Genomic DNA, 15,772 nt, shown 5'->3' on the forward strand with positions numbered 1-15,772 from the left:
AATGCCAATTCCGTCCACTGATCATGCGTGATTTCGTTACTTGCTGCGGCGTGGCAATCGGCACTTCGAGAATTTCTCGGTTGCGCGCAAACTGGGTCGAATTTTTCATAGGAAGCATGTTGGAGAGAACGCCCCCCTTTGTCGGGGCTGTCATCGACCCTATGATCGCGCAGCGGCGCCATACGGCAGCCGTGTTGGTTGCGCGGAGGGATGTCATGGGGTCTGAGATTGTTCAGAAAAAGGGACTGGTGGCTTATCGATGACGACTGGAAAGAAGCATATCGTCCTCAATGCCTTCACTATGAACTCGGTGGGCCATATCAACCACGGCCTGTGGACCCATCCGCGCGACCGGTCCGTCGAGTATAAGACGCTGGACCATTGGACATCGCTCGCCAAGACCCTGGAGCGCGGCCTGTTCGATGGGGTCTTCCTGGCCGATATCCTTGGCGTCTATGACGTCTACGATAGCTCCGTGGACCTGACGCTGCGCGAAGCGATCCAGTTGCCGCTCAACGATCCTTCGCTGCTGATATCCGGTATGGCGGCGGTCACCAGGCATCTGGGATTCGGGGTGACGGTCAACGTCAATGCCGAGGCGCCCTATCTCTTCGCGCGCCGTATGTCGACGCTCGACCATCTCACCGGCGGGCGGATCGGCTGGAATATCGTCACCGGCTATCTCGACAGCGCCGCCCGGGCGCTCGGCCAGGACGCTCAAGCCGCTCACGACTCGCGCTACGACAGCGCGGACGACTACCTCGAGGTGCTCTACAAGCTCTGGGAAGGCAGCTGGGCCGACGACGCCGTCCGGGCAGACCGCGAAGCCCGCATCTACGCCGACCCGTCAAAAGTGCATGCCGTCAGCCACGCCGGGCCTTTTTACCAGATGAGCGGCTATCATCTCAGCGAGCCGTCGATCCAGCGGACGCCTGTCATTTATCAGGCAGGGACTTCGGGGCGAGGGCGGCAATTTGCGATCCGTCATGCCGAATGCGTTTTCATCACCGCGACCGACAAGGCGGCAGCACGCAAGACGTCGCGCCTGCTGCGAGAGGAACTGGTGGCAGCCGGGCGACGCGCCAACGACATCAAGATCCTTGTCGGCATCACGGTGGTTGCCGACCGCACATCGAAGGCGGCTCAGGAAAAATATGCGGACTATCTGCGCTATGCCAACCCGGAGGCCGGTCTGGCGCATTTTTCGGCAAGCACCGGCATCGATTTTTCCCGCTATGGGCTGGATGAAACCATTGCCTATGGCGGCCCGTCCAATGCCAGCCAATCTGCGGCGCAGGTTGCCCAGCAACGCGGCTGGACGAGACGGCAGTTGCTCGCTGAAATGACAATTGGCGGACGCTATCCGACCATCGTCGGTGATGGCTCGGAGGTTGCCGACGAACTCCAGGACTGGATCGTCGAGGGTGAGATCGACGGCTTCAACCTGACGCGGACGGTGATGCCGGAGAGCTACGAAGATTTCATCGAATACGTGGTGCCGGCGCTGCAGGATCGCGGCATCTACAAGACGGAATACGCAGAAGGATCGTTGCGAAACAGGCTGTTCGGCGAGGGCAACCGCCTTCCATCGCGGCACGCGGGGGCGTCTTTTCGAAGCCTGTAATCAGCAAACCGATATACAAAAAAGGCCGGAAGGAGATCATCCTTCCGGCCTTTTCGATTTTGTATGATGTTAAGCCCTTAGGCGGCTTCGTGGGTAGTGTGTGCCTTGCGGACTTCTTCGTCCGTGAGGATGCCGCTGGCCCGCAGCAGGGCTGCGAAGCGGCCGTTGCTCTTGCTCAGATCGTCGAAGCTGCCATTTTCCACGACCCGGCCATTTTCCAGGAAGAGGACGATATCGGCTTCGCGGACCGTCGAAAGGCGGTGGGCGATGATGAACGTCGTGCGGTTCTGGCGCAGGTTGTCGATGGCCGCCTTGACGCGGTTTTCTGTTTCAACATCCAGCGCGCTGGTGGCTTCGTCGAGGACCAGGATAGGTGCGTCCTTGAGGATGGCGCGGGCGATGGCAATCCGCTGGCGTTCGCCGCCGGAGAGCTTGTTGCCGCGTTCGCCCACCCGGGTGTCGTAGCCGTCGTCGCGTGTCTCGATGAAGTCGGCGGCAGCAGCAGCATTGGCGGCTTCCATGACTTGCTCGATCGTCGCATCTTCACGGCCCAGGCGAATGTTGTCGCTGATCGAGCGGTTCAGCAGACCGGCATCCTGGAAGACCGTCGCAATGCTGCGGCGCAGCGACTTGCGGGTGACCTTGGAGATATCCGTGCCGTCGACGAGGATCTGGCCGACCTGTGGGTCGAAGACGCGCTGGAGCAGGTTGACGAGCGTCGTCTTGCCGGCGCCGGTTGGGCCGACGATTGCAACCGTCTGGCCAGCCTTTACCGTGAAGTTGACGTCGTGCAGGCCCTGCGAGCTTTCGCCACCGAAGCCGAACGAGACGTTGCGGAACTCGACATCACCCTTGACGTCCTTGATCTCGGCCAGGCCTGCTGCTTCTTCACGCTCACGGACGGAGTCTTCCAGGGCGTAGAAGTCGACCAGCTTGGCACGGGCTTCGAAGATCTGCGTGGCGAACATGCGCATCTGGTCGAGACGGCCGATCAAGAGGTTGGCAAAGCCGATGAAGGCAATGACGTCGCCGACGCGCAGGCTACCGGCCTGGACCAGGGTGGTGCCGATGATCAGGATGATCATCATGGCAATGGTCGAGGCCATGCGGTTCAGGGCGCTGGCAAGTGCCCACCAGTCGAGAACAGGATACTGGGCAGCCAGCAGACGGTCGGCAAATGCCTTCAGCGAACGGGTTTCAGCTTCGATGCGGTTGTAGCTGTGCAGCACGGAGACGTTGCTGATCGAGTCGCTGACATGCGAAAATACCGTGTGATAGTGATCTTCGACAGAAGCCTGACCATCCTTGGTGCGGCTCATGACGACACGGCCGATCAGCCAATATGCAACGCCGAGCACGCCGAGCACTGCAGAAAGACGGATGTCCATCGAGATCGCGGTCGGGATGAGCAGAGCCAGTGCGACGACCGTCGACAGGTGGTTGCGCATGAATTCCAGCCACAGGCCGAACAGCGTTTCGCAGGCACGCAGCAGGGTGTGCAGGGCAGCGGACGTGCCGTGCTTGCTGTGCCACGACAGCGGCATGGAAATGATGCGACCAAAAGCTTCGGTCAGCAGCGTGGCGCGGCGGCCGTGCGCCAGGCGGTCGGCTTCACGCGCGACCACCACGAAGGCGATCGTGTTGAATACGGCGAAGGCGCCCCACATGATGAGGATCGGCTGAACCGGTGCCTTGGAAGACATTGCATCGATGATCTTGCCGAACAGGATTGGCTCAACGATGGTGATTGCGGCAAGCACGATGTTTGCGAGCACGACAAAAGAAACGCGGAGCCGGTAGGCGGCAAGATATTGCAAAGCTCTTGCGTAAACTCTTAAAAGCGACACGTCGATACCTCTTGTGCATCTGCGAATTCCGATGTTGTGAGCTTTACGATTTGCTACCTGAACCGGCGATTAACGAATCCTGACAAGGCGTTATCGGCACCATTTTCGTCGCTTTGGACCACTCCGCGACCAGCGATAAACCGGTTCTCCGAGGTCCCTCCATTCGGTCAGTCTTGCTGTTTTGCAGGCCCTCTCGCCCGGCATGACTTACCTTTGATCGATACGCGAAAATTCGCGGGTGACGCCTCCCGCATTTCCTGCAAAAATGAGGGGGTTAATTGCATGGGCTAAGTGTTGTTACCGCGCCTGACGATGGCGGCGCGGCTGCCGCACCCGGGCGCCAGGGGGTATTTGTGAATATTAATTGCCTACTTCAACTGCTGGTTATTTTCGAGGAGTGCCGCACTGTCGAAGCCGTCGTTACCGAACTGGAACGCGTGGTTCATTCTTACAAATTTGCCTATTATGGTTTGCTTAAGCAGCCGAAACCAAGCGCCGATCCCATGAGTCTCGTGCTGGCCGGCAAGTGGCCCGATAAATGGGCGCCGCTCTACATCGCCAAGAAATACGTGCTGATCGACCCAACCGTCCGCTATCTGGCGCGCGCCCAGCGCCCATTTCGCTGGCGAGATACCATTGCCGTATTTCGTGCCGATCCGCATCGCCGGCGGATGGAGCAGATGATGATGGATGCCCGGAACCACGGAATGCTGGACGGCTACATCTTTCCCATCCACGGGCGCAACGGCTTGCTCGGCACGATGACCCTCGGTGGCGACGTTATTGATCTTTCGCCGATCGAGATCAGCCTTTTCAATGCCGTCGCCTCCAATGCCTTCTGGAAAATCCTCGAGTTGCGGAACGAAGCCGAAGCGCTCGAGCGAGGCCTGGAGGTCGATATCCAGATGACGCGGCGAGAAATGGAAATTCTCAACTATCTCGCAGAAGGTCTGACCTCGATGGAGATCAGCAAGCTGCTCAAGATCTCCAATCATACTGTCGACTGGTACATGAACGGCATCCAGGACAAGATGAAGGCCAAAAACCGCCAGAACATCGTCGCTTTAGCTTTCCGATATGGCTTAATCGTCTAATCAAGAAATTTGATTTGCAGGCTCGCGGGGAAATTGAACTTCTTGTGACAAGGCGCTAAGAATTTTCTTCGCGGGTGCAACATGCTCGTTTCGACCCTGAGGAGATCGCCTTGCCCATTTCCAAAATCCTGGTTGCCAACCGTTCCGAGATCGCGATCCGCGTATTCCGCGCCGCCAACGAACTAGGCATTAAGACGGTGGCCATCTGGGCCGAGGAGGACAAGCTCGCGCTGCACCGCTTCAAGGCCGACGAGAGCTACCAGGTCGGCCGCGGCCCGCATCTTGCCCGTGATCTAGGCCCCATCGAAAGCTATCTGTCGATCGAGGAAATCATTCGCGTCGCCAAGATGTCCGGTGCTGATGCCATCCATCCAGGCTACGGCCTGCTGTCGGAAAGCCCGGAATTCGTCGATGCCTGTAAAGAGGCCGGGATCATCTTCATCGGCCCGACAGGCGATACCATGCGGCGCCTCGGCAACAAGGTCGCCGCCCGCAACCTCGCCATCGAGATCGGCGTGCCCGTCGTGCCGGCGACCGCGCCGCTGCCCGAAGACATGGCCGAAGTCGCCCGGATGGCCGATAGCATCGGTTATCCGATCATGCTTAAGGCCTCCTGGGGCGGCGGCGGGCGTGGCATGCGCACCATTCGCGACCCGAAGGATCTCGCCAAGGAAGTCACCGAGGCCAAGCGCGAGGCGATGGCCGCATTCGGCAAGGACGAGGTCTATCTCGAAAAGCTGGTCGAGCGCGCCCGCCATGTCGAAAGCCAGATCCTTGGCGATACCCATGGCAATGCGGTGCATCTGTTCGAGCGCGACTGCTCGGTGCAGCGGCGCAACCAGAAAGTCGTCGAACGTGCTCCGGCGCCTTATCTTACCGAGGAGCAGCGCCAGGAGCTGGCTACCTATTCGCTGAAGATTGCCAACGCCACCGGCTATGTCGGCGCCGGCACGGTCGAATATCTGATGGATATGGACACCGGCAAATTCTACTTCATCGAAGTCAATCCGCGCATTCAGGTCGAGCATACCGTCACCGAAGTCGTCACCGGCATCGATATCGTCAAGGCGCAGATCCACATCCTCGACGGCTTTGCCATCGGCACGCCGGGCTCGGGCGTTCCGGCGCAAAAGGACATCCGGCTGAACGGCCATGCCCTGCAGTGCCGCATCACGACGGAAGATCCGGAGCATAACTTCATTCCGGATTATGGCCGGATCACTGCCTACCGGCAGGCATCCGGCTTCGGTATTCGTCTCGACGGCGGCACGGCCTATGCCGGCGGCGTCGTGACCCGCTTCTATGATCCGCTGCTGGAAAAGGTCACCGCCTGGGCGCCCTCGCCGGATGAGGCCATCGCGCGCATGGATCGCGCTCTTCGCGAATTCCGTATTCGCGGCGTTGCCACCAACCTGACCTTCCTCGAAGCCATCATCACCCACCCTAAATTCCGCGACAATACGTACACGACGCGTTTCATCGACACGACGCCGGAGTTGTTCCAGCAGGTCAAGCGTCAGGACCGCGCCACCAAGCTTCTTACTTATCTGGCTGATGTCACCGTCAACGGACACCCCGAAGCGCGTGGCCGTCCCGCGCCGTCCGACAATATCGCCAAGCCTGTCCTCCCCTATATCGACGCCAAGATCCCTGACGGCACCAAGCAGAGGCTGGACCAGCTCGGTCCGAAGAAGTTCGGCGAATGGATGCGCAACGAAAAGCGCGTGCTGGTCACCGACACCACGATGCGCGACGGTCACCAGTCGCTGCTCGCGACCCGCATGCGGACCTTCGACATCGCGCAGGTGGCCGGGACCTACGCCCGGGCGCTGCCGGAACTGCTGTCGCTCGAATGCTGGGGCGGCGCCACATTCGACGTGTCGATGCGCTTCCTGACCGAGGATCCCTGGGAACGGTTGGCTTCGATCCGCGAGCGCGCGCCGAACCTGCTGCTGCAGATGCTTCTGCGCGGCGCCAACGGGGTCGGCTACAAGAACTATCCGGACAATGTCGTCAAATACTTCGTCCGCCAAGCGGCCAAGGGCGGCATCGACCTGTTCCGCGTTTTCGACTGCCTGAACTGGGTGGAGAACATGCGCGTCTCCATGGACGCGGTCATTGAAGAGAACAAGCTCTGCGAAGCGGCGATCTGCTACACCGGTGATATCCTGAATTCCGCACGGCCGAAATACGATCTGAGATATTACGCGGATCTAGCCGTCGAGCTGGAAAAGGCCGGCGCTCATATCATCGCACTGAAGGACATGGCAGGCCTCTTGAAGCCTGCGGCGGCCACGGTGCTGTTCAGGGCGTTGCGCGAGGCCACCAGCCTGCCGATCCATTTCCATACGCACGACACGTCGGGTATCGCCGCTGCAACGGTGCTGGCGGCCGTCGATGCGGGGGTCGATGCTGTCGATGCGGCCATGGATGCGTTGTCGGGCAATACCTCGCAGCCGTGCCTTGGCTCCATCGTCGAAGCGCTGCGCGGTTCCGAGCGCGATCCGGGTCTCGATCCCGAATGGATCCGCCGTATATCTTTCTATTGGGAGGCGGTGCGCCATCAGTACTCGGCATTCGAGAGCGACCTGAAGGGGCCGGCCTCGGAGGTCTACCTGCACGAGATGCCGGGCGGCCAGTTCACCAATCTCAAGGAACAGGCGCGCTCGCTAGGTCTGGAAAGCCGCTGGCACGAGGTCGCCCAGACCTATGCCGACGTCAACCAGATGTTCGGCGATATCGTCAAGGTGACACCATCCTCCAAGGTGGTTGGTGACATGGCGCTGCTGATGGTCAGCCAAGACCTGACCGTTGCCGACGTGATCAACCCGGCCAAGGATGTTTCGTTTCCGGAATCGGTCGTCTCGATGCTGAAGGGCGATCTCGGACAGCCGCCCGGCGGCTGGCCGGAGGCGTTGCAGAGGAAGGCGCTGAAGGGCGAAAAGCCCTACACAGTTCGCCCCGGTTCGCTGCTGGAAGCGGCCGACCTCGATGCCGAGCGTGCGGCGATCGAGACCAAGATCGAGCGCAAGGTCAATGATTTCGAGTTTGCCTCGTACCTGATGTATCCGAAGGTCTTCACCGATTTTGCGCTGGCGCATGACACTTACGGTCCGGTTTCGGCCCTGCCGACGCCCGCTTATTTCTATGGCCTTCCCGAAGGCGAAGAGCTGTTTGCCGAGATCGAGAAGGGCAAGACCCTTGTTATTCTCAACCAGGCGATGACCGGTACCGACGAGAAGGGCATGGTCACGGTATTCTTCGAGCTCAACGGTCAGCCACGCCATATCAAGGTGCCTGACCGCGTGCATGGCGTCGCCGGTGGAGCGGTGCGCCGCAAGGCCGAAACAGGCAATGCCACTCAGGTCGGCGCGCCGATGCCGGGCGTCATCTCGCGCGTCTTCGTGACGGCGGGACAGGCGATCAAGGCTGGTGACGTCCTCGTTTCGATCGAGGCGATGAAGATGGAGACGGCGCTGCACGCCGAAGCCGATGGCACCATTGCCGAAGTGCTGGTCAATGCCGGCGACCAGATCGACGCCAAGGACCTGCTGGTCGTCTACAAGGCCTGATCCGGATAGATGCATTGCAATCGATACAAAGGCGGCCTGCAGGGGTCGCCTTTTTTCATAGGCGACTAAGTCTGGATCAAAACGAGCAAGTTGCTTCCGGTTACGCCGCGAGATCAAACGTGAATTTGCCGCAGGCGATCAGCGCTTGCGAATTCAATCGATTTAAATAGGGTGGGGGCTGATTTGCTGGGGAGAGAATCGGTGGAGACGACTGAAATTTTGAGCGGCGCAAAGACGCCTTGGCTGACACGGACGCGCGTGGCTGTATCGTTGTTGTTCCTGCTGAACGGCTTTGTCGTCGGATGCTGGGCGCCGAAAATTCCGGAATTTGCCGAACGCCTGCAACTGAGCAAGTTCGAACTCGGACTGATGATCCTGTTCTTCGGCATCGGGTCTCTGGTGATGATGCCGGTGGCCGGTGCGCAGATAGCCGGACGCGGTTCGAAGTTCGTCGCCAAGGTCACGGCGGTCCTGCTCCTGCCGATGCTAATCATCCTGTCGCTGGTTCCCGATGTCTGGACGGGCGCCATCGCTCTCTTTCTGTTCGGCGGGTTCGTTGGCGCCATGGACGTGGCGATGAATGCGAATGCTGTCGTGGTGGAAAAATCCATGCGCCGTGCCATCATGTCGTCCTGCCATGCCTTCTGGAGCCTTGGCGGCCTCATCGGTTCAGGCATCGGTGGCTATCTCATCGGCCATTGGGGTGTGATTGCGCATGCGGAGGTGGCGACTGGTCTCGCCATCCTCTTCCTGGTGGCAGCCTGGCCGATCATCTTCAGCGATCAGCCGCATCCAGGCGAAGTCAAGCAAAAGGCAAAGCTGCCGATGACGCCGCTGCCGTGGCTGCTGGGGGTGATCGCGCTCTTCTGCATGGTTCCCGAGGGCGCCGTTCTGGATTGGGGGGCGCTTTATCTTCGCCAGGAATTCGCTGCCACGCCCACCCTGTCCGGCTTTGCCTTCGCCGCATTCTCGCTGACTATGTCCATCATGCGCTTTGCCGGCGACGCGGTGCGCGACAAGTTTGGTGCCGTCAATACGTTAAGGGTAAGCACGGTGATTGCCATCGTCGGCATGCTGATGGCCGCCCTGTCGCCGAATGCCGGACTGGCTATCCTCGGCTTCGCGCTTTGCGGCGTCGGCATTTCCAACATGGTGCCGATCGCTTTTTCGGCTGGCGGCAACATTCCGGGATTGCAGCCCGGCATCGGCATTTCGGTGGTCACGACACTCGGCTATTCCGGCATGCTGGTGGCGCCGTCGGCAATCGGCTTTGCCGCCGAGCATATCGGCTTTTCGGCGGTCTTCATGATGTTGCCGCTGCTGCTGCTCATCGTGCTCGCGTTTTCCGGCCTTGCCCGCTATGCCGACAACGGAGAGCAGTCCGGCCATTGAGGCCCAAGCCGGGAAATGTGATACCTGATATGGTTGACAAGGCGGACGCGGTACGCCACCTGAAAGCCCTATTATCCTTGAGCCAACACGAGCTTTTCATGTCTTCACCGAGCGAATTCGATCCGAAACCCCGCCGCGCCAGCGTTGCCGTCGATGTCGGCGGCGTCATTGTCGGCGGCGGCGCGCCCGTCGTCGTGCAGTCGATGACCAACACCGATACCGCTGATATCGACGGCACGGTGGCGCAGGTGGCGGCGCTTTTCAAGGCGGGTTCGGAGATGGTGCGGATCACCGTCGACCGCGACGAAAGTGCGGCCGCAGTGCCGCGCATTCGCGACCGTCTGGTGCGCCTCGGGCTCGATGTGCCGCTGATCGGCGATTTTCACTATATCGGCCACAAATTGCTGGCCGATCATCCTTACTGCGCCGAGGCGCTGGCCAAGTACCGGATCAATCCGGGCAATGTCGGCTTCAAGGACAAGAAGGACAAGCAGTTCGCCGAGATCGTCGAGATGGCGATTCGCTATTCCAAGCCTGTCCGTATCGGCGTCAACTGGGGATCGCTGGATCAGGATCTTCTCACCGCGCTGATGGACAAGAACCAGGCCGAGGGCTTCCCGCTATCGGCACGGCAGGTGACGCGCGAAGCGATCGTGCAGTCGGCGCTGATTTCGGCGCAGCTTGCCGAGGAGATCGGCCTGCCGCGCAATCGGATTATTCTTTCGGCCAAGGTCAGCCAGGTTCAGGATCTGATTGCTGTCTATTCCATGCTCTCCGAGCGCTCCGACCACGCACTGCATCTCGGTCTCACAGAAGCCGGCATGGGCAGCAAGGGCATCGTCGCCTCGTCGGCTGCCATGGGCTACGTCCTGCAGCACGGCATCGGCGACACCATCCGCGTGTCACTGACGCCGGAGCCGAATGGCGACCGGACGCGCGAAGTCCAGGTGGCGCAGGAACTGCTGCAGGTCATGGGTTTCCGCCAGTTCGTGCCCGTTGTTGCCGCCTGTCCGGGCTGCGGTCGCACGACGTCGACGGTTTTCCAGGAGCTGGCGCAGAACATTCAAAACGACCTGCGCAAGAACATGCCGGTCTGGCGCGAGAAATATCCGGGCGTCGAAGCACTCAACGTCGCGGTCATGGGCTGCATCGTCAACGGTCCCGGCGAAAGCAAGCATGCCGATATCGGTATCTCGCTTCCCGGCACCGGCGAAAGTCCTGCCGCTCCCGTCTTCATCGATGGACAGAAGGCGATGACGCTGCGTGGCCCGAACATCGCATCCGATTTCGAGGCGCTGGTTGCGGAATACATCGAAAAGCGTTTTGGCCAGAAAACCCTGGCCGCCGAATAGCGCCAGCGGCGCCAGCCTCAAATACGGCTGGCCAGCAGCTTCAGCCCGGCAAGGCAATAGAAGGTCGCCATCGCGCCTTCGATCCAGCGTCGAAGACTTTTGTAGACTTTCAGAGCATGCGGCGTTGAGAATATCGCTGCATAGCTCATGAAGGTCGTGAACCCCATGATCATGCAGCCGCCGATAATCAGCGCCGCCACCGAGGTCGGCGCTCCCTGCGGCATGCCCAGGGTGATAATGGCCAGCCAAGCGAAGATCGCCTTAGGATTGGTGACGTGGATGCCGTAACCGCGGAGCAGCAGTGATCGGGCGCTGTCTCGCCTGACCGTGCCGGCGGGCGGCATTTCGATTGAGGAGCGCATGGCGCGAAATGCCTTATAGGCAAGATACAGCAAATACAGACCGCCCAGGATCTTCAGCATCTCCAGCGCCGTGGCGTAGGTCTGGAGCAGGGTGGCAAGACCAAGGGCGGCGGCGCACGCCCAGGTCATCGAACCACCGAAGATACCGAGGGCGATCATCATGCCGGCCTTGCGGCCTTGAGTCATCGAGATGGAAATGATGGCCATGATTGCCGGCCCCGGGCTCGCGGCGGCCACCAGATAGGCCGCGTAGGCAGGCAGGATCTGGGGAAGGTAGGCAAATGCTTCATGCATGCGGTCATGCTCCCGGTTTCGAAAGTCAGGCGTCTTGATGTTCAGCTCTTGCGGCTGGCAATAAAACGGGCGGCTTCGGCGAGGACGGCGGCCTTGTCTCCGTAGGGTTCCAGCAAGCCTGCAGCTTCCTGGACCTGACGTGCCAGATATTCCTCGCCCCAGGCGATGCCATGCAACGCCACCAGCGTTCCCTTGCCACGGCCGGCGTCCTTGCCGGTGGCCTTGCCCATGGTTTCTGCATCGGCGGTGAGGTCGAGCAGATCGTCGGCCAGCTGGAAGGCGAGGCCGATCTTTTCACCGAAAGTCCGCAACCGCTGCCTGTCGTCTGTCGAGGCACCGGAAATGATGGCGCCGGCTTCGCAGGCAAAGCGGATGAGGGCGCCGGTCTTCATGGCCTGCAGTGTCTTGACGCCCTGTTCGCCGGGCGCCTGTTTTTCTGCGGCAAGGTCCAGCGCCTGTCCACCGGCCATGCCGCCGATGCCGGCAGCCCGCGACAGGGAAAGGACGAGGTCGATCTTCCGGGTCGCAGGTAACGTCGTCTCGGGTGCGGCGACGATATCGAAGGCGTAGGTCAGCAGACTGTCACCGGCGAGAATGGCTGTCGCTTCGTCGAAGGCGATATGCACGGTCGGTTTGCCGCGCCTGACGTCGTCATTATCCATCGCCGGCAAGTCGTCGTGTACCAGCGAGTAGCAATGGACGGCTTCAAGGGCGGCGCCGATGCGCAGTGCCGCGTCCGGATCGCCGCCAAGCAGCGCCGTCGTCTCGAGCACCAGGAATGGACGAAGGCGCTTGCCGCCGTTGAGCACGCCGTGGCGCATTGCGGCCATCAGCCCTGATGGCCGGTCGATCTCGTCTGCAAGAGGCGTATCGTCGATGAGCGCTGCCAGCATCGCCTCCACCTTGAGGGCGCTGGCCTTGAGACGCTGTTCGAAGAGGGTGGTCGTGCTATCCATTGCCGCTGTTTGCCATGAGTGCCGGATACTCGCAACGAAATTGTCGGGAGAGATCTTTTGCCTGCCAGCCCCACTCTGGCCATTGCCGGAAGCAGGCGGTATGACGTTGAGGTAGAGGCGAGGACGGGCGTTCGGAATTGGACATATCGACGCAGAACGACGAGCAGGACGAGGTGCCTGAGGAACGGGACAGGCTGGCCTGGTTTTTCGGCCGTCCCATCTGGCAGCGCGTCGTCATCGGCCTCCTCGGTCTTCTGCTGCTGCCCTATGTGCTGATCTTCTTTTACGTCCTGCCTTTCATCCATCCTGTCTCGAACCTGATGCTGCGCGATGTCGTGCTGTTGCGCGGCTACGATCGCCGTTGGGTGTCTTTCGAGCAGATCTCGCCGGTGCTGGTTAAATCGGTGATGGTCTCGGAAGATGGGCAGTTCTGCTCCCATGGGGGCGTCGACTGGAGCGAAATGGGGATGCTGGTGGCAGATACGCTGCACGGCCAATCAACCCGTGGCGGCAGCACCATTCCGATGCAGACGGTGAAGAACCTGTTTCTCTGGAACGGTCGATCGTTCGTGCGCAAGACCCTGGAGCTGCCGCTGGCTGTCACGGCTTCCATCGTCTGGTCGAAGCGGCGGATGATGGAGAATTACCTGAACGTCGCCGAATGGGGTCCCGGCATCTATGGTATCGAGGCCGCTGCCCAGCACCATTTCAAGGTGCCGGCCTCAAGACTGACTGCCAGGCAGGCGGCGCTGCTGGCTGTGTCGTTGCCGAATCCGATCGAGAGGGTTGCCAGCAAGCCGGGCCGTGGCCTCCGGCAGCTGGCAGCACTGATCCAGCGGCGGGCCCAGGGCGCCGGCGATTACATCAAATGCCTTTATGACTGACATCAGAACTTGTGGCTCGACACACTGTTGTCATCTGCCATTCTTGCGAGTGACTTAAGGGGCGGATTGTCTCCATCAACATACGGATGCCCCGATGAACGCCGCAAACCTGTCGCCCGACCTGCTGTTTTATTCCAAGAGCCGCCATCCCGAGCCTTCCGTGCATCTGGGGCGGCGTTTCGATCTCTCCGGGACATTCCAGTATGAGCCGGGCAACACGATCGTCTGCCATGTGGTCGACGGATCCGAGACCCAGCAGGCGCTGATCGACGCGCGCGCCAAATATCTCGCCATGCCGGAAGCCGGGCAATTCACTTTCACGGCGATGTCCAGCCTGCACATGACGCTCTTCCAGGGCATTATCGAGTATCGCCGTGACCGGCAATTCTGGCCGGCGGACCTGCCGACCGACATGCCGATCGACGAGATGACCGAGGTCATGGGTGAGCGGCTGAAGGCATTTTCGATGCGCGATCCCTTCAAGGTCAGCGTCACTCGAGCCCGGCCGTCCGGGCTGCTGGTCGACGGCGCGACGGCGGAGGATCGGCGCATCATGCGGGCGTGGCGCGATGCTTTTGCCGACCTCCTTGGCTATCGCCATCCGGACCACGACACCTACGCATTTCACATCACCTTCGCCTACGTCATCGAACGCCTGTCCGACGAAGCCCTGCCGCGCTGGCAGCAGTTGCTCGACGAGATCGGCAGCGACGTTCGCGAACGCTGCCCGATCCTCGAGTTGAGGCCGCCGGCATTCTGCGCGTTCGACGACATGAACCATTTCGAAGAATTGATGGTCTTCAACTTCAAGCCCTGAAACAGGATGACACCATGGACAAGCTCACCCTCTACATCGCCAACAAGAACTATTCGTCCTGGTCCTTCCGGCCATGGTTGGCGATGCAGGGGTGCGGCGTGCCTTTCGAGGAGGTGCTCGTTCCCTTCGATTTTCCGGCTGGCAATCCGCGCTTCCGCGAGATCTCGCCGACGGCGCGGGTTCCGGTGCTGCATCACGGGAGCCTCAGGGTCTGGGAATCGCTGGCGATCATCGAATACGTCGCCGAATTGTTTCCGCAAGCGGGTCTCTGGCCGACGGACCCCGCTCTCAGGGCGCAGGCGCGTTCGATTTCCATGGAGATGATTTCCGGCTTTCGGGGCCTCCGCAACGCCTGCCCGATGAACTTCCGCCGGCCCAGGCGCCGGTTGCTCGACCAGCCCCATGACGTGGCAGTCGACGTGGCGCGGATCGAAACGATCTGGCGCGAGATGCGGGCGCTGTCGGGCGGACCGTTCCTGTTTGGCGCCTTTTCGGCCGCCGATGCGATGTTCGCGCCGGTCGTCAATCGCTTCGAAGCCTATGACCTGGTTGTCGCTGAGGATACATTGAGCTATATGGCGGTCATGAAAGCCCATCCGGCCTGGCAGAAGTGGCAGACGGCGGCGCTGGAAGAAACCTGGATCGTCGCTGAAGACGAGGCTTGATGCCTGAATTAGCCGTTGCCGCAAAAAATGCGGCTAGGGACTGGTCAAAGGCCCAACCCCGATGTATAAGCGCGCCAAAATTCCGAAATCGATTGCATGTCGTTTCGGCCGCCTGGCTGGCCGTTGTCATGTCTATCCCGCACAGTGGAGTAACGAAAATGGCTGTACCGAAGAGAAAAACAAGCCCGTCCAAGCGCGGCATGCGCCGCTCGGCTGATGCGCTCAAGACTTCGACCTACGTCGAAGACAAGAACTCCGGCGAACTGCGCCGTCCGCATCATATCGACCTGAAGACCGGTATGTACCGCGGTCGCCAGGTTCTGACGCCAAAAGAATCTGCATAATTTCTTGCGATTGCAATATCGGTATTGAGGCTGGCCTTTGGCCGGCCTTTTTGCTTTTCTCGCCTAGGTTTAAAAGCGATGCGACTTGCGCTATGGTTGTGCGGCCGTTCGTCCACGATGGAGTTAGTCGATCATGATTGCCGCTTTCCCGCTGATGGTTATCCCGTTCGTGCTCTACAATCTCGCCATGGTCGGGCTGATGGGCGGTGGCGGCATTGCGGCGCTCGGCAACGACGTAATCATGTTGTCGATGCTGTCGGGAGCAACCTGGAAGATGGCGCTCGGCGATCTTTTCATCGTCATCGCGCTGGCGCTGCTGTTCTTCGAGATCCTTAAATCCACCCGCAATGTCGGCTCGCTCGCCAATCACATGCTGTCGATGCTGGTTTTCATCGCTTTCCTGGTGGAATTCCTGCTGGTGCGCGACGCAGCGACGCAGATATTTTTCATCCTGATGACCACCGCCTTCATCGATGTGATCGGCGGTTTCGCGGTCTCGATCCGCACGGCGGGACGCGACGTATCGATCGGTCTCTGAGGGCGACCGCAGCCGTGGCTGCGGCCTGATC

The 15,772-nt window shown here is 60.5% G+C and carries 13 protein-coding genes; 10 read left to right on the forward strand and 3 right to left on the reverse strand.

Annotated elements, in window-relative coordinates; all coding sequences use genetic code 11:
• Positions 1-259: 259 nt before the first annotated feature.
• Positions 260-1,624 carry an LLM class flavin-dependent oxidoreductase gene (locus tag J5278_RS02005; RefSeq protein ID WP_209187649.1) on the forward strand — a complete coding sequence of 455 codons (1,365 nt, stop codon included), beginning with the start codon at positions 260-262 and terminating at the stop codon, positions 1,622-1,624.
• Positions 1,625-1,701: 77 nt separating this feature from the next.
• Here J5278_RS02005 and J5278_RS02010 read toward each other — a convergent pair whose 3' ends face one another.
• Positions 1,702-3,471, reverse strand: coding sequence for a glucan ABC transporter ATP-binding protein/ permease (locus tag J5278_RS02010; protein WP_142824590.1), 1,770 nt, complete (start codon positions 3,469-3,471; stop codon positions 1,702-1,704).
• 353 nt (positions 3,472-3,824) lie between these two features.
• Between J5278_RS02010 and J5278_RS02015 the strand changes: the two genes are divergently transcribed.
• The 4 genes from J5278_RS02015 (at position 3,825) to ispG (ending at position 10,881) form a co-directional block, all read left to right on the forward strand.
• The gene (locus tag J5278_RS02015) at positions 3,825-4,565 is read left to right on the forward strand and encodes a LuxR family transcriptional regulator (protein ID WP_142824591.1); all 741 of its coding nucleotides are present in this window, start codon (positions 3,825-3,827) and stop codon (positions 4,563-4,565) included.
• A 110-nt stretch (positions 4,566-4,675) separates the two neighbouring features.
• Positions 4,676-8,137, forward strand: coding sequence for a pyruvate carboxylase (gene pyc, locus J5278_RS02020; protein WP_209185343.1), 3,462 nt, complete (start codon positions 4,676-4,678; stop codon positions 8,135-8,137).
• A gap of 201 nt (positions 8,138-8,338) precedes the next feature.
• The gene (locus J5278_RS02025) at positions 8,339-9,529 is read left to right on the forward strand and encodes an MFS transporter (protein WP_209185342.1); all 1,191 of its coding nucleotides are present in this window, start codon (positions 8,339-8,341) and stop codon (positions 9,527-9,529) included.
• A gap of 98 nt (positions 9,530-9,627) precedes the next feature.
• Complete coding sequence (ispG, locus tag J5278_RS02030; protein ID WP_209185341.1) at positions 9,628-10,881, forward strand: flavodoxin-dependent (E)-4-hydroxy-3-methylbut-2-enyl-diphosphate synthase; 1,254 nt, start codon at positions 9,628-9,630, stop codon at positions 10,879-10,881.
• A gap of 17 nt (positions 10,882-10,898) precedes the next feature.
• Here the strand turns inward: ispG and J5278_RS02035 are convergent, their stop codons facing one another.
• Both J5278_RS02035 and J5278_RS02040 read right to left on the reverse strand, forming a co-directional pair.
• On the reverse strand, positions 10,899-11,537 hold the full coding sequence (locus J5278_RS02035; RefSeq protein ID WP_209187648.1) for a LysE family translocator: 639 nt from the start codon (positions 11,535-11,537) through the stop codon (positions 10,899-10,901).
• Positions 11,538-11,578: 41 nt separating this feature from the next.
• Positions 11,579-12,493: a polyprenyl synthetase family protein gene (locus J5278_RS02040; RefSeq protein WP_209185339.1), complete on the reverse strand. Its 915-nt coding sequence runs from the start codon at positions 12,491-12,493 to the stop codon at positions 11,579-11,581.
• 137 nt (positions 12,494-12,630) lie between these two features.
• On the opposite strand from J5278_RS02040, the gene mtgA reads away from it, so the two are divergent.
• The 5 genes from mtgA (at position 12,631) to J5278_RS02065 (ending at position 15,741) form a co-directional block, all read left to right on the forward strand.
• A complete protein-coding gene (gene mtgA / locus J5278_RS02045; protein ID WP_209185338.1) occupies positions 12,631-13,377 on the forward strand; it encodes a monofunctional biosynthetic peptidoglycan transglycosylase in 747 nt (248 codons plus the stop codon).
• Between the two features lie 94 nt (positions 13,378-13,471).
• A complete protein-coding gene (locus J5278_RS02050; protein ID WP_209185337.1) occupies positions 13,472-14,194 on the forward strand; it encodes a DUF1868 domain-containing protein in 723 nt (240 codons plus the stop codon).
• 14 nt (positions 14,195-14,208) lie between these two features.
• Positions 14,209-14,859 carry a glutathione S-transferase family protein gene (locus J5278_RS02055; RefSeq protein ID WP_209185336.1) on the forward strand — a complete coding sequence of 217 codons (651 nt, stop codon included), beginning with the start codon at positions 14,209-14,211 and terminating at the stop codon, positions 14,857-14,859.
• 158 nt (positions 14,860-15,017) lie between these two features.
• Positions 15,018-15,203, forward strand: a complete 186-nt coding sequence (gene rpmF, locus J5278_RS02060; protein ID WP_111219506.1) for a 50S ribosomal protein L32 — start codon at positions 15,018-15,020, stop codon at positions 15,201-15,203.
• 133 nt (positions 15,204-15,336) lie between these two features.
• Positions 15,337-15,741 (forward strand): hypothetical protein, encoded by a 405-nt coding sequence (locus J5278_RS02065; RefSeq protein WP_209185335.1) that lies wholly within the window; start codon positions 15,337-15,339, stop codon positions 15,739-15,741.
• Positions 15,742-15,772: the final 31 nt, after the last annotated feature.

Origin of the sequence: Rhizobium sp. B21/90 (assembly GCF_019355815.1) — a bacterium.
GTDB lineage: Bacteria > Pseudomonadota > Alphaproteobacteria > Rhizobiales > Rhizobiaceae > Rhizobium > Rhizobium rhododendri.

Coding starts and splice junctions, on each gene's coding strand:
- J5278_RS02005 (WP_209187649.1), top strand. CDS start 260: ATGACGACTGGAAAGAAGCATATCGTCCTCAATGCCTTCACTATGAAC.
- ispG (WP_209185341.1), top strand. CDS start 9,628: ATGTCTTCACCGAGCGAATTCGATCCGAAACCCCGCCGCGCCAGCGTT.
- J5278_RS02035 (WP_209187648.1), bottom strand. CDS start 11,537: ATGCATGAAGCATTTGCCTACCTTCCCCAGATCCTGCCTGCCTACGCG.
- J5278_RS02040 (WP_209185339.1), bottom strand. CDS start 12,493: ATGGATAGCACGACCACCCTCTTCGAACAGCGTCTCAAGGCCAGCGCC.
- J5278_RS02050 (WP_209185337.1), top strand. CDS start 13,472: ATGAACGCCGCAAACCTGTCGCCCGACCTGCTGTTTTATTCCAAGAGC.
- J5278_RS02055 (WP_209185336.1), top strand. CDS start 14,209: ATGGACAAGCTCACCCTCTACATCGCCAACAAGAACTATTCGTCCTGG.
- rpmF (WP_111219506.1), top strand. CDS start 15,018: ATGGCTGTACCGAAGAGAAAAACAAGCCCGTCCAAGCGCGGCATGCGC.
- J5278_RS02065 (WP_209185335.1), top strand. CDS start 15,337: ATGATTGCCGCTTTCCCGCTGATGGTTATCCCGTTCGTGCTCTACAAT.